The 24,455-nt window shown below is 71.5% G+C and carries 20 protein-coding genes and 1 riboswitch; of the genes, 6 read left to right on the forward strand and 14 right to left on the reverse strand.

The features are described from left to right. Window positions 1-287 precede the first annotated feature (287 nt). Entirely contained in the window at window positions 288-1,430 is a 1,143-nt protein-coding gene (locus ACFVWY_RS34500) for a tyrosine-type recombinase/integrase (RefSeq protein WP_389878888.1), read from the forward strand. Here the strand turns inward: ACFVWY_RS34500 and ACFVWY_RS34505 are convergent. Further along, window positions 1,378-2,745: a peptidase C39 family protein gene (locus ACFVWY_RS34505; protein ID WP_389878889.1), complete on the reverse strand. Its 1,368-nt coding sequence runs from the start codon at window positions 2,743-2,745 to the stop codon at window positions 1,378-1,380. The two genes, ACFVWY_RS34500 and ACFVWY_RS34505, sit on opposite strands and share 53 nt — an antisense overlap. A gap of 196 nt (window positions 2,746-2,941) precedes the next feature. On the opposite strand from ACFVWY_RS34505, the gene ACFVWY_RS34510 reads away from it, so the two are divergent. Further along, window positions 2,942-3,571, forward strand: a complete 630-nt coding sequence (locus ACFVWY_RS34510; protein ID WP_389878890.1) for a uridine kinase — start codon at window positions 2,942-2,944, stop codon at window positions 3,569-3,571. A gap of 361 nt (window positions 3,572-3,932) precedes the next feature. Then, a complete protein-coding gene (locus ACFVWY_RS34515; protein WP_389878891.1) occupies window positions 3,933-5,849 on the forward strand; it encodes an AAA family ATPase in 1,917 nt (638 codons plus the stop codon). 262 nt (window positions 5,850-6,111) lie between these two features. Here the strand turns inward: ACFVWY_RS34515 and ACFVWY_RS34520 are convergent, their stop codons facing one another. The 10 genes from ACFVWY_RS34520 to ribD form a co-directional block, all read right to left on the reverse strand. Beyond that, entirely contained in the window at window positions 6,112-7,218 is a 1,107-nt protein-coding gene (locus ACFVWY_RS34520; RefSeq protein WP_389878892.1) for a hemolysin family protein, read from the reverse strand. Beyond that, window positions 7,215-8,579, reverse strand: coding sequence for a hemolysin family protein (locus ACFVWY_RS34525; protein WP_389878893.1), 1,365 nt, complete (start codon window positions 8,577-8,579; stop codon window positions 7,215-7,217). Before ACFVWY_RS34525 ends, ACFVWY_RS34520 begins: the two co-directional genes overlap by 4 nt. 194 nt (window positions 8,580-8,773) lie before the next feature. Next, complete coding sequence (locus ACFVWY_RS34530) at window positions 8,774-9,238, reverse strand: PH domain-containing protein (protein WP_389878894.1); 465 nt, start codon at window positions 9,236-9,238, stop codon at window positions 8,774-8,776. A 34-nt stretch (window positions 9,239-9,272) separates the two neighbouring features. Beyond that, on the reverse strand, window positions 9,273-10,121 hold the full coding sequence (gene hisG, locus ACFVWY_RS34535) for an ATP phosphoribosyltransferase (RefSeq protein WP_389878895.1): 849 nt from the start codon (window positions 10,119-10,121) through the stop codon (window positions 9,273-9,275). Window positions 10,122-10,204: 83 nt separating this feature from the next. Then, window positions 10,205-10,477, reverse strand: coding sequence for a phosphoribosyl-ATP diphosphatase (locus ACFVWY_RS34540; protein WP_352280087.1), 273 nt, complete (start codon window positions 10,475-10,477; stop codon window positions 10,205-10,207). A gap of 35 nt (window positions 10,478-10,512) precedes the next feature. After that, window positions 10,513-10,998, reverse strand: coding sequence for a 6,7-dimethyl-8-ribityllumazine synthase (ribH, locus tag ACFVWY_RS34545; protein WP_389878896.1), 486 nt, complete (start codon window positions 10,996-10,998; stop codon window positions 10,513-10,515). Window positions 10,999-11,037: 39 nt separating this feature from the next. After that, window positions 11,038-12,336 carry a bifunctional 3,4-dihydroxy-2-butanone-4-phosphate synthase/GTP cyclohydrolase II gene (locus ACFVWY_RS34550; protein ID WP_389878898.1) on the reverse strand — a complete coding sequence of 433 codons (1,299 nt, stop codon included), beginning with the start codon at window positions 12,334-12,336 and terminating at the stop codon, window positions 11,038-11,040. After that, window positions 12,333-12,977, reverse strand: a complete 645-nt coding sequence (locus ACFVWY_RS34555; protein WP_389878899.1) for a nicotinamide riboside transporter PnuC — start codon at window positions 12,975-12,977, stop codon at window positions 12,333-12,335. The genes ACFVWY_RS34550 and ACFVWY_RS34555 overlap by 4 nt, the downstream gene beginning before the upstream one ends. Beyond that, window positions 12,974-13,591, reverse strand: a complete 618-nt coding sequence (locus tag ACFVWY_RS34560; protein WP_389878900.1) for a riboflavin synthase — start codon at window positions 13,589-13,591, stop codon at window positions 12,974-12,976. The genes ACFVWY_RS34555 and ACFVWY_RS34560 overlap by 4 nt, the downstream gene beginning before the upstream one ends. Beyond that, window positions 13,592-14,692, reverse strand: coding sequence for a bifunctional diaminohydroxyphosphoribosylaminopyrimidine deaminase/5-amino-6-(5-phosphoribosylamino)uracil reductase RibD (ribD, locus tag ACFVWY_RS34565; RefSeq protein ID WP_389878902.1), 1,101 nt, complete (start codon window positions 14,690-14,692; stop codon window positions 13,592-13,594). A 161-nt stretch (window positions 14,693-14,853) separates the two neighbouring features. After that, a riboswitch (FMN riboswitch) is annotated at window positions 14,854-14,984 on the reverse strand. Between the two features lie 256 nt (window positions 14,985-15,240). Between ribD and ACFVWY_RS34570 the strand changes: the two genes are divergently transcribed. After that, on the forward strand, window positions 15,241-17,577 hold the full coding sequence (locus tag ACFVWY_RS34570) for a chitinase C-terminal domain-containing protein (RefSeq protein WP_389878904.1): 2,337 nt from the start codon (window positions 15,241-15,243) through the stop codon (window positions 17,575-17,577). Window positions 17,578-17,617: 40 nt separating this feature from the next. Here ACFVWY_RS34570 and ACFVWY_RS34575 read toward each other — a convergent pair whose 3' ends face one another. Next, window positions 17,618-18,874 (reverse strand): ROK family protein, encoded by a 1,257-nt coding sequence (locus tag ACFVWY_RS34575; RefSeq protein WP_389878905.1) that lies wholly within the window; start codon window positions 18,872-18,874, stop codon window positions 17,618-17,620. Between the two features lie 146 nt (window positions 18,875-19,020). Between ACFVWY_RS34575 and ACFVWY_RS34580 the strand changes: the two genes are divergently transcribed. Together ACFVWY_RS34580 and ACFVWY_RS34585 are read left to right on the forward strand one after the other, a co-directional pair. Beyond that, window positions 19,021-20,253, forward strand: coding sequence for an MFS transporter (locus tag ACFVWY_RS34580; RefSeq protein WP_389878906.1), 1,233 nt, complete (start codon window positions 19,021-19,023; stop codon window positions 20,251-20,253). A 171-nt stretch (window positions 20,254-20,424) separates the two neighbouring features. Further along, complete coding sequence (locus tag ACFVWY_RS34585) at window positions 20,425-21,816, forward strand: uracil-xanthine permease family protein (RefSeq protein WP_389878907.1); 1,392 nt, start codon at window positions 20,425-20,427, stop codon at window positions 21,814-21,816. A 52-nt stretch (window positions 21,817-21,868) separates the two neighbouring features. Here ACFVWY_RS34585 and ACFVWY_RS34590 read toward each other — a convergent pair whose 3' ends face one another. Together ACFVWY_RS34590 and ACFVWY_RS34595 are read right to left on the reverse strand one after the other, a co-directional pair. Further along, window positions 21,869-22,801 carry a GNAT family N-acetyltransferase gene (locus tag ACFVWY_RS34590; RefSeq protein WP_389878908.1) on the reverse strand — a complete coding sequence of 311 codons (933 nt, stop codon included), beginning with the start codon at window positions 22,799-22,801 and terminating at the stop codon, window positions 21,869-21,871. Further along, window positions 22,798-24,455: peptidase C14 (locus ACFVWY_RS34595; RefSeq protein WP_389878909.1), on the reverse strand; the 1,658-nt coding region annotated here is incomplete at its 5' end. The genes ACFVWY_RS34590 and ACFVWY_RS34595, both read right to left, overlap by 4 nt.

Here is a 24,455-nt window from a genome sequence, read left to right on the forward strand (position 1 = left end):
TTACCTGCGGCGTTGTCGCACGATCGAGGGGCGGCCACCGTGAAGCCGCCCCTGACCACTCCACAGCCCGCTACACTCCAGCCGCCCAGCGAAACCCGCAGGTCAGACTGCAAAATCCTGCTGGAGTACTAACACAAAATTCCGGCCTACCCAAAAAAAGCTCTTTTCGACCCGCGGGGGCGTGGGCGCCAAATCTTCACGCGCCCAGGGATTTGGCGCGGCCGGAAAAATCGACTACAACACCACCCACACCGAAAAAAGGCCAACGGCCGTGGGAGCAGAGATGGGTGAACAGGTTGGCTCAAATCATCGACAAGGGTTCCGCCGCGTCGGGCAAGAGGTGGACCGTCCGATACCGGGAGCCAGGCGGACGCACCGGACGCCAGCGGGAGAAGTCGTTCGCTCGGAAGAAGGACGCAGTCGACTTCGCCACCAAGATGGAAGGCGACAAGCGCGAGAACATCTACGTTGACCCCGACGCCGGCAAGGTGTCGCTCCGCCGGTACGCGGACGACTGGCTCGCGAAGAAGTCAGCCTCCGCTGGCACCCTCGAGTCGTACGAGCGCATCGTCCGCCTCCACGTGGTCCCCCACCTGGGAAGCAAGATGATCTCGCAGGTCACCGTCGCGGACATCGAGGGCCTGTATGCACGTTGGCGCCAGGATGGGGCGGCCCTCAACACCATTGAGTCCCGGCACATAGCCCTCTCAGCGCTGTTCTCCCATGCTGTGCGCCGCAGGCTGATTCCCGCGAATCCCATGGCCCAGGCCGAGAAGCTGGAGAACCCTGTCATTCCTGTCGATGACAGGAAACTTCCCAGTTTCGACGAGATATCCGCCATCGCCAAGGCGATCGGGCCCCGCCTGTCTCCGGCGATATGGCTCATGACGTGTTGCGGACTTCGCATAGGGGAATCTCTGGGAGTCTTCCCAGAGGACATACAAGACGGCACCCTCCGAATCCGGAGGCAGGTTACTCGCTACAAGGATTCCTCCGGAAAGTACACGCCGAAGTACGCCCCGCTGAAGCATCGGAAAGAAGGCGAGTGGCGCGACATACCCGTGCCCGCTTCCCTTGAGCCGTTCATCGATCGGCTTCCGGTCCGCAATGCCAACGGCGGATTGTCTTATCCCGACCTTCTGCGCAAGTCGTGGGACCGCACCATCAGGCGGCTCAATCTTCCCGCATACAACCCGCACGACTTGCGCCACAAATGGACCACCGTGGCCCTGACCAACGGCGTGTCCATCCACGAGGTGTCTCGTTGGCTCGGACATCGTTCGATCAAGGTCACGGTGGACCGATACGGCCACCTCACTCAGGACGGCCAGGAGCGCTGCCGTCAGATCGTGGAGACCGCCGTGGCGCCGCACATGCTCACAGCAGGCCGAACGACTTCAGAACCCGGTGCTGGCTCGGTGCTGGCTTAGCAGGCCAGTACAGGTAGCACACCCCGCCCGTACCGCTTCTGACCTGGCCATTCGCGTCGTACCTCTTCGTGCGCAGCCAGATGTTCTCCCACTCGCGGCGGCGGTAGATCCGGCGTACCGCCTCGTTGCTCGGCGAGGCCGGGTCGTTGGCGATGACGTCGCCGTCCCCGGTGAAGCCGATCACGGTCATCAGGTGGCCGGACGTTCCGTAACCCGCGCCGGTGAGCTCCTCCTTGAGGAAGGACTGCGACGTTATGACGGGGATGCCCGCCCGGATCAGGGTCTCCAGGTCCGTGAGTGAGCCCAGCCGGGTCACCGCGGCGCTCATGTCGTCGTACGTCGCGGCGTACGCGGCGTTGAACGGCCAGTTGCCGCAGCCCTCGTACTGGTAGTCGTAGGTGAACCGGGCGGCGTGGCAGACCTGGGGGTCGGGCAGGCCCGGCTTGACCCAGGCGAGGTCCTCGGCGGTCGGGCGGCGGCCCCAGTACTCGATGATCATCTGCGAGGAGGTGGGGCTGCACCACGCCTCGCCGCCGTTGTCGTACTCGGGGTACTGGCCCGCGTGGATGTTCTGCGAGTAGCGGGGCACCAGCAGTTCGCGGGCGAGGCCGGGTGTGCTGGCCGGGACGGTGAAGCGGTCCGGGACGTCGGAGGCCATCGCGCCGACCCGCCAGACGGTGGGCGTCAGGCGGCTGCCGGGGGCGCGGTAGAGGGTGAGCCGGAGCCGGTACGCGACCAGCCGCAGCCCGCTCGCCGCGTCGTCCACCGAGAAGGTGTCGGTCCATACGGAGCTGCGGCCGTCGGTCTGGTCGTCCACGGAGGTGCGGCGGATGTCGCCGTCACCGGCGGCCCAGCGGCCCATCACGTACCAGGGGGTCCAGGAGCCGTCCGAATAGCGGCCCTGGAGCTCGGTCTGGATCCAGGTGCCCGCCGGGGTGTCCGCGTTCCAGGAGGCGATCACCTCGGCCGCCGGGACGGTCGAGCGGTGGAGCGGCGAGGTCCAGCTCGCGTACTCCCAGGTGGAGGTCGTCCCCGTGTGCGGGTCGGTGTAGTCGGTGCTGCCTTCGGCGCGGCCGATCACCAGGCCGGGGCGGCGGCCCGCGACGGGCCGCGTCCCGGCGAGGGAGCCGGACCGCCAGTCGACGAAGCTGTGCCAGGAGCGGTTGTCCACGGCGGGGCCCGTCGTCGAGGGTGCCCCCGACGGGGCGGCGGGGACGGCGGCGGACGCGGACGCGGCGAAGGACGCCGCTCCTGCGGTGGCCGCCACCGCGAGCGCGGCGGTCAGCACGGTTCTGCGTGAGGTCGGTCGGTTCATGGGCGAGACCCCCGGTCGTCGGCGGAGTGCGGAACACGGAAAGGAGCAAGGGGACTGCAGGTGCACGACAGTGCGCCAACTATCGCCGGTCTCGACCGGATCCGGCCAGTGATTCGACCCGCGCCGACCCACCAATATTGGTCTGGCCCACTGGCGTGACCTGCGGTTGCTCCGGGGTGGCTCGTAGGCTGGTGGCATGACCGATCTCTCGCCGTTCGCCGCGCGGCTGCACTCCCTGGCCCCGTCCTGCGGACCGGTGCGGCTGGTCGCCGTGGACGGCCACGCGGGTTCCGGGAAGAGCACCTTCACCGCGCGCCTGGCCGCCGCCCTCGGCGACGCCCCGGTCCTGCACCTGGACGACCTGGCGAGTCACGACTCCTGCTTCACCTGGGAGGACCGGCTGCGGGAGCAGGTGCTGGAGCCGCTGGAACGCGGCGCGTGTGCGCGGTACGCGCCGTACGACTGGACCGCCCGGCGGTTCGGGGCGGCACGCCTCCTCCGGCCCGCCCCGGTGGTCCTGATCGAGGGGGTCGGGGCCGGCCGCCGGGCGGTGCGCCCCCGTCTGGCCCGGCTGCTGTGGATGGAACGGGGCGCTGCGGAGTCCTGGGAGCGCGGGCGGCGCCGGGACGGTCCCGCGCTGGCGGAGTTCTGGGACGGGTGGACGGCGGCCGAGACGGAGCACTTCTCGGCCGATCCTTCGCGCCCGTACGCGGACACCCTGGTGCGGCAGTTGCCCGAGGGATACGCGTGGTCGGCCGGGCCCGCCCTGGCAGCGGGAACGAACCATTCCGTCACCGAGAGTAAGCGCGACGCGGTGTCCTGGTGAATGGTGAGAAATCGCCCCGGAAGTGACCCAACTCCGCTTGACCCGGGGGCGGTACAGGTCTTACGTTCTCAATGTGCGGCTTTTCGGAGCCCCCAGCAGACACGAAGCCCCCGGTTGTTCCCCCGTGACCGGGGGTTTCGTTCTGCCCTCGCACACCTCTTCCGGCCACGTCACACACGGTCCGCTCACGGTGGGTCACCGCCGTCCTTCCGCCTGCGGAGCCCTTAGTCGCACACTCCCTGCGCAGGTACGATGCCTCTCAGTGCGGTCAATTCCCGTCCGCGGCAAAGTGATTCGACGCTCCCCGGTGGGCAGAATCGTGCGGCGGGACATCCTGGGGGCACGGTTTGTGGGGGACCAGATGGACATCGGCACGCAGGGCGCACAGGCCCCGGCCGACCTCGCCTGGCTGCGCGGCGTGGACGCCTACACCGTGGGCGCCTATCCGCAGGCCGAGGAGGAGTTCAGGGCCGCGGTACGTCTCGATCCCGGCATGGCGGACGGCTGGCTCGGCCTCCACGCGCTGAGGGTCGACACGACGACCGCGCTGCTGCGCATGTACCGCCACCGCGAGCGCTTCGGCGAGCAGCGCGGCCGCCACCGGCGCACGCTCAACTCCTGGTACTGGCTCGGCTGGTGGGTGCAGCCGGTACTGGAGAGCGGGCGCGATCTGCTGCTCGCGCACGCCTCGCACTGGCTGGACGGCCGCCATGTCCCCGAGCTGGACCGGGCGCTCGCGGGCCTGCCGCCGGTGGACACGGACCCGCAGGTGCGCTTCCTGCACGCCTGCCGCTCGTATCTGGTCAAGGACTGGGAGCAGCTGGTACGCAACACCGAGCAGCTGACAGACGACCCGCTGCTCGGTATCGAGGCGGGGCTGTTCGGCGGCATGGCGCGGGTCCGCCTGGAGATGTACGGACAGGCCGAGCCGCTGCTCGCCACCTCCCTGATGCGCTGTCGCAGCGAGCAGCCGCAGCGCAAGGAGCTGCGCTACTGGCTGGCCCGTGCCCATGAGGGCACCGGCCGCAGCGCCGCCGCCCTGCCGCTGTACCGGGCGGTGCACCGCATCGACCCGACGTTCATGGACACCGCCGCGCGGCTCGCCGCGATCGCGGACTACGACGGGCTGGAGGGCTCCGACGACGCCGCGAGCCTGGCCGCCGTATCGCTGGCCGGGCTCGGTACGGACGGCTCGGTGTCAGAGACGCAGCCGGACCCGGACCCGCCGCTGCCCGGCACCGACCCCCCCGACGGCCGGGAGCTGCGGCCGGGCGCCGATCCGCCCGGTCTTCCGGGCGCCGGGATGCCTCCGCCGTCCGGCGGGGCGCGGCACCGGTCGGCGGTGCCCGGTCAGCCGCCCTCTCCGTTCCCGGCGGGGCCCAGCGATCCGGTGCTGCTGGCCGAGGCGCTGGCGGAGCTGGAGCGGATGGTGGGGCTGGAGCCGGTCAAGCGCCAGGTGAAGGCGCTGTCCGCGCAGCTGAACATGGCGCGGCTGCGGTCCGGCCAGGGGCTGCCGGTGCAGCCGCCGAAGCGCCATTTCGTCTTCTCCGGCCCGTCCGGCACGGGCAAGACAACGGTGGCCCGCATCCTGGGCCGGGTCTTCTACGCGCTGGGGCTGCTCGGCGGGGACCATCTGGTCGAGGCCCAGCGGGCGGACCTGGTGGGTGAGTTCCTCGGCCAGACGGCGGTCAAGGCCAATGAGCTCATCGACTCGGCCCTCGGCGGGGTGCTCTTCGTCGACGAGGCGTACAGCCTCGCCAACAGCGGCTACAGCAAGGGAGACGCGTACGGTGACGAGGCGCTTCAGGTCCTGCTGAAGCGGGCGGAGGACAACCGGGACCACCTGGTCGTGATCCTCGCCGGGTATCCGGAGGGCATGGACCGGCTGCTGGCCGCCAACCCGGGCCTCTCGTCGCGCTTCACCACCCGGGTCGACTTCCCGAGCTACCGTCCGGCCGAGCTCACCTCGATCGGTGAGGTGCTGGCGGCGGAGAACGGCGACGTGTGGGACGCGGAGTCCCTGGAGGAGCTGTGCTCCATCAGTGGTCATGTCGTCGAGCAGGGCTGGATCGACGAGCTGGGCAACGGCCGGTTCCTGCGCACCCTGTACGAGAAGAGCTGTGCCTACCGTGATCTGCGGCTCTCCGGCTACGCGTCGGTGCCGGGCCGGGACGATCTGGCGACCCTGCGGCTGCCCGATCTGATGCAGGCGTACGGCGAGGTGCTGTCCGGGCGGGGGCCGGTGGGCCGCGGGCCGCAGGAGCCGCCCGCGCTGTGAGGCCCCGGAGCCGTGGGGCTCCCGGGCCGCAGGACTGCCGGGCTGCCGGGCTGCCGGGGAGGGACCGTGAGGACAACCGGTCCCTCCCCGGCAGTCGGGGGTAGGGCCTCTCGTTTGGATCATGCCGGGCTCGCGGGGGCCGGCACGCACATCTGCCGCGTTGTCGTCAGTCACCGACGCTCCGCGTCGGCTCCTTCCTCCGCCTTGCAGCGGCACGCACCAGCCCCCGCTCCCTGATCCAGCCTGATCCAAACGAAAGACCCTAGCGCACCGACGCGGTGAGTCCGCCGTAGCCGGTCGTCGTGGACGCGGGCTCGGTGGAGCGGCGCGGGACCGCGATCCGGTGGGCCGGGTCGCGCACCTCGCCGACGAGCGTTTCCAGGACGTCCTCCATGGCGACCAGACCGAGGATCCGGCCCGAGGCGTCGGCGACCTGTGCCAGATGGGTGGCCGCCCTGCGCATCACGGTCAGGGCGTCGTCCAGCGGCAGCTCGGCCCGTACGGTGACCATCGGCCGCCAGAGCTGCTGGGGGACGGCCCGTTCGCCGTCCTCCAGGTCCAGGACGTCCTTGACGTGCAGATAGCCCATGAACGGACCGCCGCCCTCCGCGCACACCGGGAAGCGCGAGTAGCCGGTGCGCACGGTCAGCTCCTCGATCCGGCGCGGGGTGACGGACGGATCGACCGTGACCAGGGCGGCCCGGCGCAGCAGTACGTCGGTGACCGGCCGGCTGCCCAGCTCCAGCGCGTCCTCCAGCCGCTCCTGCGCCTCCGGCTCCAGGAGCCCGGCCTGGCCGGAGTCCTCGACGAGACGGTTGAGCTGCTCGCTGGTGATGACGGCCTCCACCTCGTCCTTCGGTTCGACGCCGAAGAGCCGGAGCACCAGCCGGGCGCAGGCGCCCAGCGCGGCGGTCACCGGGCGGCAGAGCCGGGCGAAGCCGACCAGGCCGGGGCTGAGCCAGAGCGCGGTCCGCTCGGGCGCCGCCATCGCGAGGTTCTTCGGGACCATCTCGCCGATGACGAGGTGGAGGAAGATCACGAAGGCGAGGGCCAGGACGTAGCCGAGCGGGTGAACGAGCCCGTCGGGCAGGTGGACCGCTTCGAAGACCGGCTCCAGGAGGTGGGCGACGGTCGGCTCGGCGACGGCGCCGAGGGTCAGGGAGCAGACGGTGATGCCGAACTGGGCGGCGGCCATCATCTGCGGCAGGTTCTCCAGGCCGTACAGCACCTGGCGGGCCCGTCCGGACCCGGCCGCCGCGAGGGGCTCGACCTGGCTGCGGCGTACGGAGACCAGGGCGAACTCGGCGCCGACGAAGAAGCCGTTCGCCAGCACCAGGAGTGCGGCGAAGAGCAGTTGGGCCAGGCTCATCGGACGCCCTCCAGGACGTGGTGCGTCCGGGGGGCGCCGGTGCCGGTCTGTTCGGCCACGCGGACGAAGCGGACGCGCTCGGCACGGTAGTGGCCGACCTGGCGGACGGAGATCCGCCAGCCGGGCAGCTCGGCCCGGTCTCCGGGGGCGGGGATACGTCCCAGCAGGTCGGCGACGAGCCCGGCCACGGTCTCGTACGGCCCGTCGGGGACGCTGAGTCCTATCCGGCGCAGGGCCAGCACCCGGCAGCTGCCGTCGGCCTCCCAGGCGGGGCGGCCGTCCTCGGGAGCGGCGGGGGCCAGCTGGGGGCGGTCGGCGCCCTCGGCGTCGTGCTCGTCCCTGACCTCTCCGACCAGTTCCTCGATGATGTCCTCCAGGGTGACGACCCCGGCGGTACCGCCGTACTCGTCGACCACGACGGCGATCGGCTGCTCGTTGCGCAGCCGCTGGAGCAGCTGCTCGACAGGCAGGGTCTCCGGCACCAGCAGCGGCGGTACGGCGATCCGGCCGGCTGAGGTGCGCAGCCGGTCCCGGGCGGGAACGGCGAGCGCGTCCTTGAGGTGGATCATGCCGATGACCTCGTCGATCCGCTCCCGGTAGACGGGGAAGCGGGAGAGGCCGGTGGCGCGGGTGAGGTTGAGGACGTCCTGCGCGGTCGCGGAGGACTGCAGGGCACTGACCTTCACGCGCGGGGTCATGACGTGCTGGGCGGTCAGCCCGGCGAGCGACAGGGTCCGTACGAAGAGGTCCGCGGTGTCCTGTTCGAGGGTGCCCGCCTCGGCCGAGTGCCGGGCCAGGGAGACCAGCTCGCCGGGGGTGCGGGCGGAGGCCAGCTCGTCGGTGGGCTCGACGCCCAGCATCCGCACCAGCCGGTTGGCCACGGTGTTCAGCAGGCTGATCACCGGCCGGAAGGCGGCGGAGAAGCGGCGCTGGGGACCGGCGACGAACCGGGCGACCTGGAGCGGCCGGGAGACCGCCCAGTTCTTGGGCACGAGTTCGCCGATCACCATCTGGACGGCGGAGGCCGCCATCATCCCGATGAGCACGCTGACGCCGGAGACCGCGCCGTCGGGCAGTCCGGTCACGGTGAGCGGGCCCTCCAGCAGCTGGGCGAGCGCCGGTTCGGCGAGCATGCCGACGACCAGTGAGGTGATGGTGATACCGAGCTGGGTGCCGGAGAGCTGGAAGGAGAGTTCGCGCAGGGCTCCGACGACGGTACGGGCCCGCTGGTCGCCCTCGGCCGCGGCGCGCTCGGCGTCCGGCCGTTCCACCGTGACCAGTCCGAATTCGGCTGCCACGAAGAAGCCGTTGGCGAGGATGAGAAGGAATGCCGCTCCGAGGAGCAGCAGGGGGGTGGTCATGCCGCCGCCTCCGGGGAAGGGGCGGCGCAGGTACTACCGGACGATCCGTCCATTGCTGGAAGGAGTCACTCCTTGGGTCGCAGGAAAGCCCCGCCGGTCCTGTTGCTCATGGACCTTCCGGTGCGGGGCGGGGGTACGCAGGGGTACCGCCGTCCTCCAGAGTAGTCAAGAACAGGCCGTGCGGGGCAGAGGGCTCAGCCGATATCCGTTCCGGTGCCGTGGTCCTCGGCGAGCGCGCGGAGCGTCCGGGCGTCCCGGATGGCCTGCTCCTTGGCGATGCCCGGCTGGATACCGAGGGCGGGCATGCTGGTGCCGTCGCTGAGGTCGAGGAAGACCCAGGGATCACCGACGCGCAGGTTGACCTGGAGGATCTCCGCCCAGGACAGACGGCGCGTCCGGGTGAGATTGACCACGGTCACCCCCTCCGCGTCCGCGACGACCTTCGGGCGGCTGAGCAGGGCGAGCACCCCGAAGAACAGCAGGGCCGTGAAGACGAAGCTGGCCCGCTCCCCCGGTCCCAGCTTTTCCAGGGTCAGGGCGACGGCGGTGATGACGAGGAACATGACCGCGCCCACCGTCAGCAGGACGACCCGGGTCCGGGTCGGCCGGAACGTGACGGGCAGGGCGGGGAGTGCGGGCCGGGGTGCGGGGGCGGACATCTCGTTCTTCTGTCTTCCGGGGGGCGCGGTGCCGTCAGAGGCGGCAGGCGTGGATGGCGGTGGTGAGGATGGCGCGGGCGCCGAGGGCGTAAAGATCGTCCATGATCCGCTGGGCCTCCCGGGCGGCGACCATCGAGCGGACGGCGACCCAGCCCTCGTGGTGCAACGGCGAGATGGTGGGCGACTCCAGCCCCGGGGTGAGGGCGACAGCGCGCTCCAGGTGCTCGACGCGGCAGTCGTAGTCCATCATCACGTAGGAGCGGGCGACCAGGACGCCCTGGAGGCGGCGGAGGAACTGCTGCACCTTGGGGTCGTCGCCGGGGGCTCCGGTGCGGCGGATGACGACCGCCTCCGACGTCATGATCGGTTCGCCGATGACTTCGAGTCCGGCGTTGCGCAGGCTGGTGCCGGTCTCCACGACGTCGGCGATGACCTGGGCGACGCCCAGCTCGATGGCGGTCTCGACCGCGCCGTCGAGGTGCACGACGGAGGCGCTGACCCCGGCGTCGGCGAGGTGCTTGGCGACGATGCCCTCGTAGGAGGTGGCGATCGTCTTGCCGTCGAAGTCCTCCGGGCCCTTCGCCGTGCCGGGCTTGGTGGCGTAGCGGAAGGTGGAGCGGGCGAAGCCGAGCTGGAGGATCTCCTCGGAGTCGGCGCCGGAGTCCAGCAGGAGATCGCGGCCGGTGATGCCGATGTCGAGGCGGCCGGAGCTGACGTAGATCGCGATGTCGCGCGGGCGCAGGTAGAAGAACTCGACCTCGTTCTCCGGGTCGACCAGGACGAGTTCCTTGGACTCCTTGCGCTGCTGGTAGCCCGCCTCATGGAGCATCGCCATCGCAGGCCCGGAGAGTGAACCCTTGTTGGGGACGGCGATGCGCAGCATGAGGTCAGGTTCCTTTGCGGGGAGGAAGTTGCGTGCGGACGTGCGGTCGTGCGGGAGTGTGCGCGGTGCTGGGGTGGTGCCGCTCAGAGATGGGCGTAGACGTCGTCGAGCGAGATACCCCGGGCGACCATCATCACCTGGACGTGGTACAGCAGCTGGGAGATCTCCTCGGCGGCGGCGTCCTTGCCCTCGTGCTCGGCGGCCATCCAGACCTCGGCGGCCTCTTCGACGACCTTCTTGCCGATGGCATGGACGCCCTTGTGCACGAGTTCGGCGGTACGGGAGGTGGAGGGGTCGCCGTTGGCGGCCTTGTGCTGGAGCTCGGTGAAGAGCTCTTCGAAGGTTTTGTTCGCCATGATGGGTCTTAGAGTACGGGGTCCTCGGTCCGTGCTCAGCGCCAGGGCTCGCTGACGGTGCGCAGCGTGGCGGCGGTGGCGACGGCCGCGGTGACCGCCTCGTGGCCCTTGTCCTCGTGGGAACCCTCCAGGCCCGCGCGGTCGAGTGCCTGCTCCTCGGTGTCGCAGGTCAGTACGCCGAAGCCGACCGGGACTCCGGTGTCGACGGAGACCTGGGTCAGCCCGTTGGTGACACCGGTGGACACGTATTCGAAGTGCGGGGTGCCGCCACGGATGATCACGCCGAGGGCGACGACCGCGTCGTAGCCGCGGCCGGCGAGGACCTTGGCCACGACCGGGAGTTCGAAGCTGCCGGGCACCCGGAGCAGCGTCGGTTCGTCGATCCCGAGCTCGTGCAGGGCGCGCAGCGCGCCGTCGACGAGTCCGTCCATGACCTTCTCGTGCCACTGGGCGGCGACGACCGCCACGCGCAGGTCGCCGCAGTTGCGTACGGACAGTTCGGGTGCGCCCTTGCCGCTCATGTCTCTCCTGTGGTTCGTTCTCGTGAGGTCACCGCGAGGTCACTGATTGCCGCAGGTCGACGCCGTGGCGGTGTCGAGCCAGGGCAGGTCGTGACCCATTCGGTCGCGCTTGGTGCGCAGATAGCGAAGATTGTGCTCGCCCGCCTGGACGGGCATCGGCTCCCGGCCGGTGACGGCGAGTCCGTGCCGCAGGACCGCGGCCGTCTTGTCGGGGTTGTTGGTCATCAGCCGGAGGCTGTGGACGCCGAGGTCCTTGAGGATCTGGGCGCCTGCCGCGTAGTCCCGGGCGTCGGCGGGCAGGCCCAGCTCCAGGTTGGCGTCCAGGGTGTCGATGCCGCGCTCCTGGAGTTCGTAGGCGCGGAGCTTGGACAGCAGCCCGATGCCCCGGCCCTCGTGGCCGCGCAGGTAGACGACGACGCCGCGGCCCTCCTCGGTGATCCGGCGCATGGAGGCGTGCAGCTGGGGACCGCAGTCGCAGCGCTGCGACTGGAAGATGTCGCCGGTCAGGCACTCGGAGTGGACCCGGACCAGCACGTCGTCGCCGTCGCCGAGATCGCCGTGGACCAGCGCGACGTGTTCGACGCCGTCGGTGGCCGAGCGGTAGCCGTACGCGGTGAACGCGCCGAAGGCGGTCGGCAGCCGTACCTCGGCCTCGCGGCGTACGGTCGGCTCCGAGCTGCGGCGGTAGGCGATCAGGTCCTCGATGGAGATGATCGTGAGGCCGTGCTTGCGGGCGAAGGGGACCAGCTGCGGCAGCCGCAGCATCACCCCGTCCTCACCCGCGATCTCCACGATGGCACCGGCGGGCCGCAGTCCGGCCAGCCGGGCGAGGTCGACGGCGGCCTCGGTGTGGCCGTTGCGGACCAGCACGCCGCCGGAGCGGGCGCGGAGCGGGAAGACGTGGCCGGGCCGGACGAAGTCGCCGGGGCCCGCGCCGGGGCCCGCCAGCAGCCGCAGGGTGGTGGCCCGGTCGGCGGCGGAGATGCCGGTGGTGACGCCGTGGGCGGGTGCGGCGTCGACGGAGACGGTGAACGCGGTGCGCATCGACTCGGTGTTGCGCTCGACCATCTGCGGGAGGTCGAGCCGGTCCAGCTCGTCGCCCTCCATCGGGGCACAGATCAGGCCGCGGCACTCGCTCATCATGAACGCGACGATCTCGGGGGTGGCCTTCTCGGCGGCGACGACGAGGTCGCCCTCGTTCTCCCGGTCCTCGTCGTCGACGACGACCACGGGCCGTCCGGCGGCGATGTCGCGGATCGCCTGCTCGACGGGGTCCAGACGCAGGTCCTCTCCGGTCTCGCCGGGTTCCCGGTGCAGCCAGGTGGGCTGGGCAGTCATGCCGTGGCTCCCTTCAGAGCGGGTGTCCGCGTACGCAGCCACCAGTCGCGCATCCCCCACAGGACCAGGGCGCCGTACACGACGTAGATGAGACCGGAGAAGGCGAGGCCGCTGTGGAAGTTCAGCGGTACGCCGACGAGGTCGACCAGCAGCCAGGCGAACCAGAACTCGACCATGCCGCGGGCCTGGGCGAGCATCGCGACGAGCGTCCCGGCGAAGATGTACGCGTCTGCCCACGGGCTCCAGGAGAGCGAGGGGAACGCGGTGAACAGACCGCCGACGGCGAGGGTGCCGAGCGCGGCACCGCCCAGCAGCCAGCCGCGCTCGCGCCAGGTGGCGAACCGTACGGCTATGGAGCCGTCCTGGGCCTGCTTCCGGCCGCGGGTCCACTGCTGCCAGCCCCAGACGGCCACCGCGATGACGATGAGCTGCTTGCCGACGCTGCCCGCCTGGTGCACGGAGACGTTGGCCGCGACCAGGACGACGCCGGACAGCAGCTGGGCGGGCCAGGTCCAGATGGAGCGGAGCCAGCCGAGCGTCAGCGCGATCAGACCGACGGTGTTGCCGATCATGTCGGACCAGATGATGTGCTGCCCGAAGAGGGTGAACGCCTCGGAGTTCAGCCAGTGCAGGGAGGTCATTTCGCCGGCTCCTCAGGGGCCTGGGCGGTGGGACCGAGCAGCCGCTCGACGTACTTCGCGATCACGTCCACCTCCAGGTTGACCGGGTCGCCGGGCCCCTTGATGCCGAGCGTGGTCAGGGCGAGGGTGGTGGGGATGAGGCTGATGGTGAAGTAGTCGGGTCCGGCGTCGACCACGGTGAGGCTGACCCCGTCGACGGTGATGGAGCCCTTCTCCACCACGTAGCGGCTCAGCCCGGCGGGGAGGGAGATCTTCACGACCTCCCAGTTCTCGGAGGGCTCGCGCGCGACGATGCGGCCCGTGCCGTCGACGTGGCCCTGGACGATGTGGCCGCCGAGCCTGCCGCCGACCGCCATCGGCCGCTCCAGGTTGACCCGGGAGCCGGTGCCCAGGGCGCCGAGGCTGGACCGGTTGAGGGTCTCGGCCATCACGTCCGCGGTGAACTCGCCGTCGCCGAGCTCGACGACGGTGAGGCAGACGCCGTTGACCGCGATGGAGTCGCCGTGCTTGGCGCCCTCGGTGACCACGGGGCCGCGCAGACGGAAGCGGGAGGCGTCGGCGAGCTGCTCGACGGCGGTGACCTCACCCAGTTCTTCGACAATTCCGGTGAACACTCAGATTCCCTTCCGGTCGGTGCCGGGGACGGCGGTGATGCGCAGATCGGGGCCGATACGGACGGTCTCGGTCACATCGAGGCGCAACGCCTCGGCGATGGTGGTGATTCCGGCGTCGGCGAGGGCCGTGGGCCCCGCGCCGAGGAGTACGGGGGCGAGGTAGCCGACGATCTTGTCGACCACCCCCGCGGCGACGAAGGCCCCGGCCAGGGTCGGCCCGCCTTCGAGGAGTACGGAGCGCACACCGCGCCCGTACAGGGCACGGAGCAGGGCGGGCAGGTCCAGGCCGGGGCCGGTGGCGGCACGGGGCAGCCGCAGGACGGCCTCCTGCGGCAAGTGCCGGGCGTCGGCGTCCTCGGCGACGGCGATCAGGGTGGGAGCGGCGGCGTCGAGGACACGGGCGCCGGGCCGTACGGCGGTGGCGGCGGTGTCGACGACCACCCGCAGCGGCTGGGTGGCGCCCTCGATGCCGCGCACACCGAGCTGCGGGTCGTCGGCACGGGCGGTGCCGGAGCCGACGACCACGGCGTCGGACTGGGCGCGCAGCCGGTGGACGTCGGCGCGGGACTCCGGGGAGCTGATCCAGCGGCTGGTGGCGTCGGCGGCAGCGATCCGGCCGTCGAGACTGGCCGCGTACTTCCACAGGACGTACGGACGGCCGAGCCGCACCGACGTCAGCCAGGCCGCGTTGCCCGCCTCGGCCTCGGCGGCGAGGAGCCCCTGTCCGACCGTGACCCCGGCGGCCCGCAGGGTGGCGCCGCCGCCGGTGGCCCGCGGGTCCGGGTCGCCGACCGCGTAGACGACCCGGGCGATCCCGGCGTCGATGAGGGCCTGGGCACAGGGGCCGGTGCGGCCGGTGTGGTTGCAGGGTTCGAGCGTGACGTAGGCGGTGCCGCCACGGGCCCGGTCGCCCGCCTCGCGCAGGGCGTGGATCTCGGCGTGCGGTCCGCCTGCCCGCCGGTGGAAGCCCTCCCCCGCGGGGCGGCCCCCGGCGTCGAGCACGACGCATCCGACGACGGGGTTGGGGCTGGTGGAGCCGAGACCGCGGGCGGCGAGCGCGAGAGCGCGGCGCATGGCGGTGGTGTCGGCTGCGGTGTCCACCGGTGTCCTCCTGCCTCTTCGGGCACGGACTCCGGGGCCTGTCGATGACGACAGAAAGAGCGGGAACGCCATGGGGGAACGCCGGAAATGCCGGAAAAAACGGAAGGAATCGGTCGCCCGAAAACCCTCCGCCGACGGCGGCGTACCCGCGAAACGGCCCGCCGCGCACTGCCTCCCATCCGGACTTTAACCGTCGGTCCAGGAATCTCACCTGGTCAACCGGCCGCTGGATGCGGACGGGTCGCGGACTATAACCGCCGGTTCGGAATTACACCGACCCCGGAGTGCGCTGCTGCTGGTACAGGATCAGTGTGCCACGGACGACCGTGAGCCATACGGGTGAGTACCTGTGGACTGCCTCACAAGCCGCCCGTTCCGGGACGGGCCACCCCTGATGGTCCAGACCTATTGACGCACTGGTCTAGTCCTCTTAATGTCTGCGTCACCTCCGAGGAGCCGTTCCGTGGTGTGCGCACGCCCGGGACACCGACACGACCCGTTCCCCTTGCACGTTGTGTTCTGCCGAAACTCCCCGGAAGGAACCGGACATGCCGTCCCCCACCCGCGCGAGAGCCACCCTGCTCGCCGTCGGCGCCGCCGTCGCCGGGCTGCTGGTGAGCTCGCTCGCCGCCACCCCCTCGGCCGCCGCCGACCAGGAGTCCTGTCGCCCCGACGGGCTCTACGAGACGCCCGGCGTCCCTGTCCCCTACTGCTCCGTGTACGACACCGAGGGCCGCGAGAAGATGGGCGCCGACCACCAGCGGCGGGTCATCGGCTACTTCACCGGCTGGCGGACCGGCAAGGACGGCAAGCCCGCCTATCTCGCCTCCGACATCCCCTGGGACAAAGTCACCCATCTGAATTACGCATTCGCTCATATTGACGGCGCCAACAAGCTCTCCGTGGGATCCGACGGGCCGGACAACCCCGCGACCGGCATGACCTGGCCGGGGGTCGCGGGCGCCGAGATGGACCCGGATCTCCCGTACAAGGGCCATTTCAACCAGCTCACCAAGTTCAAGAAGAAACACCCGAACGTGAAGACCATGGTCTCGGTGGGCGGCTGGGCCGAGACCGGCGGCTACTTCGGCGACAACGGCAAGCGGGTGGACTCCGGCGGGTTCTACTCGATGGCGACCAACGCCGACGGCTCGGTCAACCAGGCGGGCATCGACACCTTCGCCGACTCGGCCGTCGCGTTCGTCAAGAAGTACGGGTTCAACGGCGTCGACATCGACTACGAGTACCCGACGACCATGAAGGATTCGGGCAACCCACTGGACTGGACGCTCTCCAACGCGCGCCGGGCCGGCCTCGTCAAGGGCTACGCCGCGCTGATGAAGACCCTGCGCGAGAAGCTCGACCGGGCCTCCGCCGCCGACGGCACCCACTACCTGCTGAGCGTGGCGGCGCCCTCCTCCGGCTATCTGCTGCGCGGGATGGAGACCTTCCAGGTCCAGAAGTACCTGGACTACGTCAACATCATGTCGTACGACCTGCACGGCGCCTGGAACGAGTACGTCGGCCCGAACGCGGCGCTGTTCGACGACGGCAAGGACGCCGAACTCGCCCAGGCGGGCGTCTACTCCACCTCGCAGTACGGCGGCGTCGGCTACCTCAACACCGACTGGGCGTACCACTACTTCCGCGGCTCCATGCCCGCGGGCCGGATCAACATCGGGCTGCCGTACTACTCCCGCGGCTTCAAGAACGTGCAGGGCGGCACCGACGGGCTGTGGGGCCGGGCCGCCACCACCGACTGCCCGGCCGGATCGGGCCTGGCGAAGTGCGGTGACGGCGCGGTCGGCATCGACAACCTCTGGCACGACCAGGACACCGACGGCAAGGAGTCACCGGCCGGCTCCAACCCGATGTGGCACGCCAAGAACCTGGAGAAGGGCGTCGTCGGGGACTACGTCACCGACTACGGCTTCCCCGCCGACACCGAGCTGACCGGCACCTACGTCCGCAGGTACGACTCGACGCTGGTCGCGCCCTGGCTGTGGAACGCCGAGAAGAAGGTCTTCCTGTCCACCGAGGACGAGCAGTCGGTCGCCGAGAAGGCGAAGTACGTCGTCGACCAGGGCATCGGCGGCACCATGATCTGGGAGCTGGCGGGCGACTACGGCTGGAACGCCGCCAAGGGCCAGTACGAACCGGGCTCGACGCTCACCTCGACGATGTACGACGCGTTCAAGTCCGCCGCCCCCTATGGCGCGAAGCGCTCCACCATCGACCTGCCCACCGAGGCACTGGACATCGATGTGTCGTTCGGCCAGTTCCCGCTCGGTGACTCCAACTACCCGATCAGCCCCAAGCTGACGATCACCAACCACACCCGGACGACGCTGCCCGGTGGCACGGAGTTCCAGTTCGACTACGCCACCTCGGCGCCCGCCAACGCCAAGGACCAGTCCGGCTTCGGCACCACGGTCGTGCGCAGCGACCACACGGGGACCGGAAACGCCGGAGGGCTCAAGGGCGACTACAACCGGGTCTCGCTGAAGCTGCCCGGCTGGCAGAGCCTGGCCCCGGGCGCCTCGGTGCAGCTGGACTTCGTCTACTACCTGCCCACCTCCACCCCGTCGAACTGGACGGTGGCCTTCGGCGGGAAGTCCTACGCGCTCGCCGCCGACCTGGCGCGCGGCACCACGGTGGTCGAGCCCGGCACGGGCACCTCGCCCACCCCCGGCCCGTCGACCGGCCCGACCCCGGACCCCGGCGGCGACTGCACCGCCACCGCCTGGTCCGCGAGCGCCGAGTACGGCGCGGGTACGACGGTCGCCCACGGCGGGCACCAGTGGAAGGCCGCGTGGTGGACGAAGGGCGAGACGCCCGGCTCCACCGGCGACTGGGGCGTCTGGAAGGACCTCGGGCCCTGCTGACCCGCTCCCGGCCGCCCGGCGGTGACCGGTTCGCCCCCGGTCACCGCCGGGCCCGCGCGGCTTCGTGACGCGGCCCCGCGTCCGTCCCCGGACGCGGCCCCCGCGCCGTCGGGCCGAAGAGCTCGTCCTGGGCCGCGTCACGGGCGGCCAGCAGCGCGCCCCGGAGTACCGCGGCGCCGCCCAGCCGCCCCGCCCTGACCTCGGTGCGCAGCGGCGACATGGCGGCCAGCCGCTCCTCGACCCGGGCCGCGAGCGCGTCGCCGCCCGCGTGGCCGACCTCGCCCGCCAGCACCACACAGCCCGGGTCGAGGACCGAGGCGATGGCGGCGGCACCGACCGCGAGACGCCCGGCGAGTGCGTCCAGGAACGCCTCGCCCTCCCCCTCCCCGGCCAGCGCGGCCCGCACCGCGGACGCCGCGCCCGGCTCCTTCTCGCCCTCGTCCCCGACGGCAGCGGCGGGCACCGCGATGCCGTGGGCGGCGGCCAGTTCACAGACCGGGGCCGAACCCACCAGTGAGTGGAAGCCGCCGTCGCAGTTGAGGGCCGACGGGGTGCCGGTGATGCCGGGCACCGGCATGAAACCGATCTCTCCCGCGCCGCCGGAGGCCCCCCGGCGCAGCCTGCCCTCCAGCATGACGGCGGCGCCGACGCCGTGGCCGAGCCAGAGGAGCACGAAGGTGTCCTGGCCGGTGGCCGCGCCCTCCCGGTGCTCGGCGACGGCGGCGAGGTTGGTCTCGTTCTCGACCAGCACGGTCGCGGGCAGCCGTTGCTGCAGCACCCGGACCAGCCGCCGGTGCCAGGCGGGCAGCCCGGTGGTGTCGCGCAGTTCGCCGCTGGCCGGGTCGATCAGGCCGGGCGCCCCGATGCCCACGCTGTGCAGCGCGCCCGCCCCGGCCTCCCGCGCGGTGCGTTCCAGCAGCGCGGCGGCCTGTTCGGCGGCGGCCTCGGTAGCGGTGTCGCCGCCGATCGGCAGGGTCGCCTCGGCGAGCGTGGTGCCGAGCAGATCGGCGACGACCACCGCGACGCTGCCGGTGCGTACGTCGAGGGCGGCGAGGTGGGCGCGGTCGGCGACGATCCCGTACAGGCGGGCGTTGGGGCCCCGGCGCTGGGCACCGGCCTCGCCGACGACCCGGATCAGCCCGGCTCCCTGGAGGCGTTCGACCAGATCGGCGACGGTGGGCCGGGAGAGGCCGGTCAGCGTCTTCAACTGCGCAGCCGTCAGCGGGCCGTCCTGCTGGAGCAGTCCCAGGGCGAGCCGGTCGTTGATGGCCCGTGCGGTGCTCGGTGATGCGGGCATGCCGGGATCCTTCCAGATCGCTGTCGCACCGGGGCGTCCGGTGCACTATTTATCAGGCAGGGTTCCTGATAGTTTACGGCCCGCACCGTGGACACGGGCACCGGAACCACCGGCAGCGGAACATTCCCAAGGGAGGGCACGGCGGTATGACATCGGATTGCACCGGCACGGAGTTCGGGACGAGGCAGGTGAAGCGGGCCAGATACGCCGTCGCCGCCGTGTTCACCGTGCACGGCACGGTGACCGGCAGCTTCGCGACCCGGGTTCCCTGGATCCAGGACCACACCGGCATCGGCGCGGGCCAGCTCGGACTCGCGCTCGCCTTCCCGGCGATCGGCGCCTCGCTCGCCATGCCGCTGGCCGGTGCGATCAGCCACCGTCTGGGGGCCAGGACCGCGCTGCGCGCGCTGCTCGCCCTGTGGACGCTGGCGCTGGTACTGCCCGCGCTGGCACCGAACCTGCTGACGCTGTGCGCCGCGCTCTTCGTGTACGGGGCGACGGCCGGCATGTCGGACGTGGCGATGAACGCCCTGGGCGTCGAGGTGGAGAACCGGCTCGACAAGTCGATCATGTCGGGCCTGCACGGGATGTGGAGCGTGGGCGCGCTGATCGGTTCGGCGGCGGGCACCGTGGCGGCCCACCTGGGCACCGACGCCCGGCTGCACCACACCCTGGCCGCCCTGGTGCTCACCGTGCTGGGCCTGATCGCCTGCCGCAACGTGCTGGACCTGCGCAGCGAACCGGACGAGGAGCCGCCGCCGCGCTTCACACTGCCGCCGAAGTCGGCGCTGGTCATCGGCGCGGTGGGCTTCTGCGCGGTATTCGCCGAGGGCGCGAGCCTGGACTGGTCGGCGGTCTACCTCCGGGACGTCATGGATACCTCCGCCGGGCTCGCCGCGGCCTCCACGACGGCCTTCGCACTGACCATGGCGGTCGCCCGGATCGCGGGCGACCGGGTGGTGGACCGCTTCGGCGCGGTCCGCACCGTACGGGCCGGTGGCGCCCTCGCGACGGTGGGCGGGGTGCTCGTGGTCGCCTCGCCGGACGCGGTACTCGCGATGTGCGGCTTCGGGCTGCTGGGCCTCGGGGTGGCCGTGGTCGTCCCGCTGGCCTTCGCCGCCGCCGGGCGCAGCGGCCCGAACCCGAGCCAGGCGATCGCGGGGGTCGCCACGATCACGTACACCTCGGGGCTGATCGCGCCGTCCGCGATCGGTTCGCTGGCTCAGGCGACCTCGCTGGTGGTGTCCTTCGGCCTGGTGACGGTGCTGGCCTTCGGGCTGGTCCTGGGGGCCGGGGTGCTCCGGGCGGGCGACCGGCGCACGACGGCACCCTCGGACGCCGGTGCCACGGGAGCGGCCGCCGCCGAGCCGCACCACTGAGCCCCCGCGGCCGGGCCCGCTCCCCTGGGCCGGACACATCTGCCGTGCTCAGGGGTGGTGCCCGGCCGCGAACACCCCGCGGACCGGCATTACCATGGCGCTGATCATTTCTGCGGCAGCGACGTGCCCGTCGAGGCAATCGGCTCCGCACCTACACCACAGGGAGCGACCATGGGCCTCGGCGTGCGCTGGACCTTGCACGGCGACGGGAAGACTCCCGCACCGGGGGCCGTAGTGCGGCCCGACGAACGGCTCTCGTGGCCGCGTACGTTCGGGCTGGGCGCCCAGCACGTGGTCGCGATGTTCGGCGCGTCGTTCGTCGCCCCGGTCCTCATGGGTCTGGACCCGAACCTGGCGATCATGATGTCGGGTGTCGCGACGGCCATCTTCCTGCTGGCCACGCGCGGCCAGGTGCCCAGTTACCTCGGCTGTTCGCTCTCCTTCGTCGGGGTCGCCGCGACGATCCGGGCGAGCGGCGGCAGCAGCGCCACCGTCACCGGCGCGGTCTTCGCCGTCGGTGTGGTGCTCTTCCTGGCCGGTCTGGCCGTGCAGCGTTTCGGCGCCCGGATCATCCACGCGGCCATGCCGCCGGTGGTCACCGGCGCGGTCGTGATGCTGATCGGTTTCAACCTGGCGCCGGTGACCGCGTCGACCTACTGGCCGCAGGACCAGTGGACGGCCCTGCTGGTGATGCTGTTCACCGGTTTGGCCGTAGTGTGCCTGCGCGGTTTCTTCTCGCGCATCGCGATCTTCCTCGGCCTGGTCTTCGGGTACGCGCTGTCCTGGGTCCTCGACCGGGTCTTCGGCAAGATCCACTCCCCGGCCGGCGGCGCCGAGGCGGTGGACCACTGGCGGCTCGACCTGTCGGGCGTCTCCACCGCGGACTGGATCGGGCTGCCGTCCTTCCACGCGCCGAGCTTCGAGTGGTCGGCGATCCTGGTCGCCCTGCCGGTGGTCATCGCTCTGATCGCGGAGAACGCCGGGCACGTGAAGGCCGTCGGTGAGATGACCGGCTCCTCGCTGGACGACAAGCTCGGCACCGCGATCGCCGCCGACGGCGCCGCGTCGATGCTGTCGACCGCGGTGGGCGGCCCGCCGAACACCACGTACTCGGAGAACATCGGCGTGATGGCCGCGACCCGGGTCTACTCCACCGCCGCGTACTGGGCCGCCGCCTGCTTCGCCCTGCTCTTCGGGCTCTGCCCGAAGTTCGGCGCGGTCGTCGCCGCCATCCCGGGCGGGGTCCTCGGCGGCATCACCGTCATCCTCTACGGCATGATCGGCCTGCTGGGCGCCCAGATCTGGCTGAACGCCAAGGTCGACCTGCGCAACCCGCTCAACCTGGTACCGGCCGCCGCGGGCATCATCATCGGCGTCGGCGGCGTCAGCCTGAAGATCACCGACAACTTCGAGCTGAGCGGGATCGCGCTGGGCACCATCGTCGTGATCACCGGCTACCACGTGCTGCGCGCCTTCGCCCCGGCGCACCTCAAGACCCAGGAGCCCCTGCTGGACTCCGGCACCTCGGCGTACGACTCGGGTTCGCCGAAGGACGCGGACTGAGCGGGGGCGTGCCGAAGGGCGGGCCCCCGCGGGCCCGCCCTGGAGGAAGGTCTCAGAAGCAGTCGCCGTACCAGTGGACCGCGCCGGGCGCGGTGACCGTGGCGCGGACGGCCCGGTGCGGGGCGAGGAGCGGGCGGGCCATGCCCACGTACTCCGTCATGCGCCGGGCATGGGTCAGCAGGCGGGGCAGCGCCGCCGTGACGGCGCCTTCGCCGGGCAGCCGCACCCGGGCCCGGCGAAGGCCCTCGGCGCGGCCCCGTTCCCCGGCGGTCGCCAGCAGGTCGCCCAGGCACTCCGGGGCACCCGCGAACTCCCGCACCTCCAGCCACTCCCCCTCGTGCCGGGCCACCAGCCATCCGGCGAGCGCCCCGGTCCGGGGGTCCTCGGCCACCAGCGTCCCGTCGAGCGGGCCGTACCAGGCGGGCACCCGCACCGCCCAGTCCTCCGGCGCCCGCACCGTGCTGAGCGGCCGGTCCGCGTTGTACTCCCGGTGCAGCGCGGCCACCTCCGGGGCGTCGGTCCCGGTGGCCGCGCGGACCGGGAACTCCCCGGTGGCGGGCGCGGGGGCGAGCCGCCCCTCGACGCATCCGCTGGCGAACTCCTCCCATCCCGAGCCCCGGTAGACCCCCGGCGTCCCGGTGAACAGCAGTGACCAGGCGCAGCCCTCGGCCCGCATCGTGCGCTCCGCGGCCGCCAGGAGCTGCCGCACCAGGCCCCGCCCCCGGGCCTCGGGGCGGGTGGCCACGCTGCCGATGCCGCCGACCCGGCGCGGGACGCCGTCCGCGTCGCGGATCATCCTCGGTACGTGGACGACGACCGCGTCGATCACGCCCTCCTCACGGCCCGGCACGACGAAGGTGTGCCGGTGGCGGTCCGGGTCCAGGGCGTGCAGGGCGGTGATCTGCGGGGCGTCGAAGCACCGCCGCCACAGGTCGGCCAGCGCCGGGTCGTCGGCCGGGACGGCGGTGCGGACGGCGGCGGTCACAGGATCAGGTTCCCGTCCGTGCGGGCGGCCCCGCCGTCGCCCGGCATCACGACGCGCTTCGTGCCGTCCTCCACGCAGGCGGTGTGCAGCGCCGAGGCGAGTGCGCCGGGGGCGAGATGGAGGGTGCCGCCGGTGAAGCGGTTGCCGGTCGCCAGGTAGTGGTTGGTGCCGTCGGCGATCCGGACATGGGCGGTGTCCGCCCCGGCTGTGCTGCTGATCCCGGTGAGGTCCCAGGTCACCTTCCCGGGTCCGGCCGCGCGGCCGAGCAGCGCTCCCGCCTTGTTACGGCCAAGGAGCCGGGTTCCGCCGGTGACGGTGATCCGCTGGTCGCGTACGGCGCTGAGTTCGATGCCGGTGTTCTCGTAGCGCCCGCCGTCGATTCTGAGGTCCGCCGAGCCGACCGTGAGCGGGGCGGCGTCCCCGGCCCCGGTGACCGTGCAGTCGGTGAGGCGGACCGGCCCCGCCCCGCGCAACACCGCGCCGTCGACGCCGCTGAACGTGCAGCGGACGAAGTGGACGGGGGCGGTGACCGGGGTCTGCACCAGCACGGCGCCCGCGGGCAGCTCGAAGGAGCAGTCGCTGACGGTGGTCGGGCGGGTGGAGCGGGCGGAGCGCTGGGCGACGGCGAAGGTCCTGGCGGTGCAGCCGCGCACCTGGGCCCCGTCGGCGTTGACGGTGAGGGTTCCGGCCTGGTCGAAGGTGGGGCGGGCGATCACCGTGACGTCCTCCAGGGTCAGATCGGTGATCTTGGTGTTGGCGGTGAACCAGGAGCAGACATGTCTGCGTACGGTGATCCGTTTCGCCGAGATCCCCCACTGGGCACCGGAGTTGGCGATGTCCATCAGCCCGGAGTTGCCGTCGAAGAGCAGGTCGTGCTCGTACTGCCCGTGTGTGGTAAAGGGGTTGCCGCCCGCGTCGTCCCCGTCGCCGTGGCAGTTCACGACGGTGCAGTAGGCGGAGGCGGTGAGGTCGTTGAGGTGCCGCACATTGCTGGTGGTGCAGTCCTCGACCCGCCCGTACAGGCAGTAGATCTGCTGGGTGAGGTACCCGGCGCCGCCGTACTCGACGGTGGGAGGGTTCTTCAGCGAGCAGTCCTCGGTACGGAAACGGGTGCACCAGCGGCGCATGATGACCGGCCAGAAGGTGCCGGTGGCGTGGATGCCGGAGACGTCGCAGCCCACGGCGTACTCGAAGCTGACCGGGTGCGAGCCGGTGTACTCGTCGGGGCCCGCGCCCTCGAAGACCATGTTGCGGACGTGGGTGTCGCGGACCGGTTCGACACGGGTCCAGGTCAGCGTGCGGCCCGCGGCGAGCTCCCAGCCGTTGAGGTAGCCGATCCGGATGTGGGTCGCGTCGACGATCTCGGTGATCTCGACGAGCTTTTGCAGTTCGCGTTCGTCACGTCCGCCGCCCTCGACGGGAGCGACCTGGACGGCCCACCACTGGCCGACCGCGAACTTCGAGGAGCTGGGCACCGGGAAGGTGTCGGTCAGCTCGATGACCCGGTCGGCGAGCGGATGGCTGACGGTGGTGTCGGTGACGGTGCCGCGGAAGGAGAGGACGGCGCCGAAGGGGTTGTCGTGGGTGTTCTTCTCGATGCCTTCGGTGCGTATGCGGTGGCCGCCGAAGTCGAGTTCGATGTTCGAGCGGCTGA

It is taken from the genome of Streptomyces sp. NPDC058195 (assembly GCF_042883525.1).
GTDB lineage: Bacteria > Actinomycetota > Actinomycetes > Streptomycetales > Streptomycetaceae > Streptomyces.

Coding starts and splice junctions, on each gene's coding strand:
- ACFVWY_RS34520 (WP_389878892.1), bottom strand. CDS start 7,218: ATGAGCCTGGCCCAACTGCTCTTCGCCGCACTCCTGGTGCTGGCGAAC.
- ACFVWY_RS34585 (WP_389878907.1), top strand. CDS start 20,425: ATGGGCCTCGGCGTGCGCTGGACCTTGCACGGCGACGGGAAGACTCCC.
- ACFVWY_RS34540 (WP_352280087.1), bottom strand. CDS start 10,477: ATGGCGAACAAAACCTTCGAAGAGCTCTTCACCGAGCTCCAGCACAAG.
- ACFVWY_RS34580 (WP_389878906.1), top strand. CDS start 19,021: ATGACATCGGATTGCACCGGCACGGAGTTCGGGACGAGGCAGGTGAAG.
- ACFVWY_RS34550 (WP_389878898.1), bottom strand. CDS start 12,336: ATGACTGCCCAGCCCACCTGGCTGCACCGGGAACCCGGCGAGACCGGA.
- ACFVWY_RS34510 (WP_389878890.1), top strand. CDS start 2,942: ATGACCGATCTCTCGCCGTTCGCCGCGCGGCTGCACTCCCTGGCCCCG.
- ACFVWY_RS34555 (WP_389878899.1), bottom strand. CDS start 12,977: ATGACCTCCCTGCACTGGCTGAACTCCGAGGCGTTCACCCTCTTCGGG.
- ACFVWY_RS34515 (WP_389878891.1), top strand. CDS start 3,933: ATGGACATCGGCACGCAGGGCGCACAGGCCCCGGCCGACCTCGCCTGG.
- ribH (WP_389878896.1), bottom strand. CDS start 10,998: ATGAGCGGCAAGGGCGCACCCGAACTGTCCGTACGCAACTGCGGCGAC.
- ACFVWY_RS34570 (WP_389878904.1), top strand. CDS start 15,241: ATGCCGTCCCCCACCCGCGCGAGAGCCACCCTGCTCGCCGTCGGCGCC.
- ACFVWY_RS34575 (WP_389878905.1), bottom strand. CDS start 18,874: ATGCCCGCATCACCGAGCACCGCACGGGCCATCAACGACCGGCTCGCC.
- hisG (WP_389878895.1), bottom strand. CDS start 10,121: ATGCTGCGCATCGCCGTCCCCAACAAGGGTTCACTCTCCGGGCCTGCG.
- ACFVWY_RS34530 (WP_389878894.1), bottom strand. CDS start 9,238: ATGTCCGCCCCCGCACCCCGGCCCGCACTCCCCGCCCTGCCCGTCACG.
- ACFVWY_RS34525 (WP_389878893.1), bottom strand. CDS start 8,579: ATGACCACCCCCCTGCTGCTCCTCGGAGCGGCATTCCTTCTCATCCTC.
- ACFVWY_RS34505 (WP_389878889.1), bottom strand. CDS start 2,745: ATGAACCGACCGACCTCACGCAGAACCGTGCTGACCGCCGCGCTCGCG.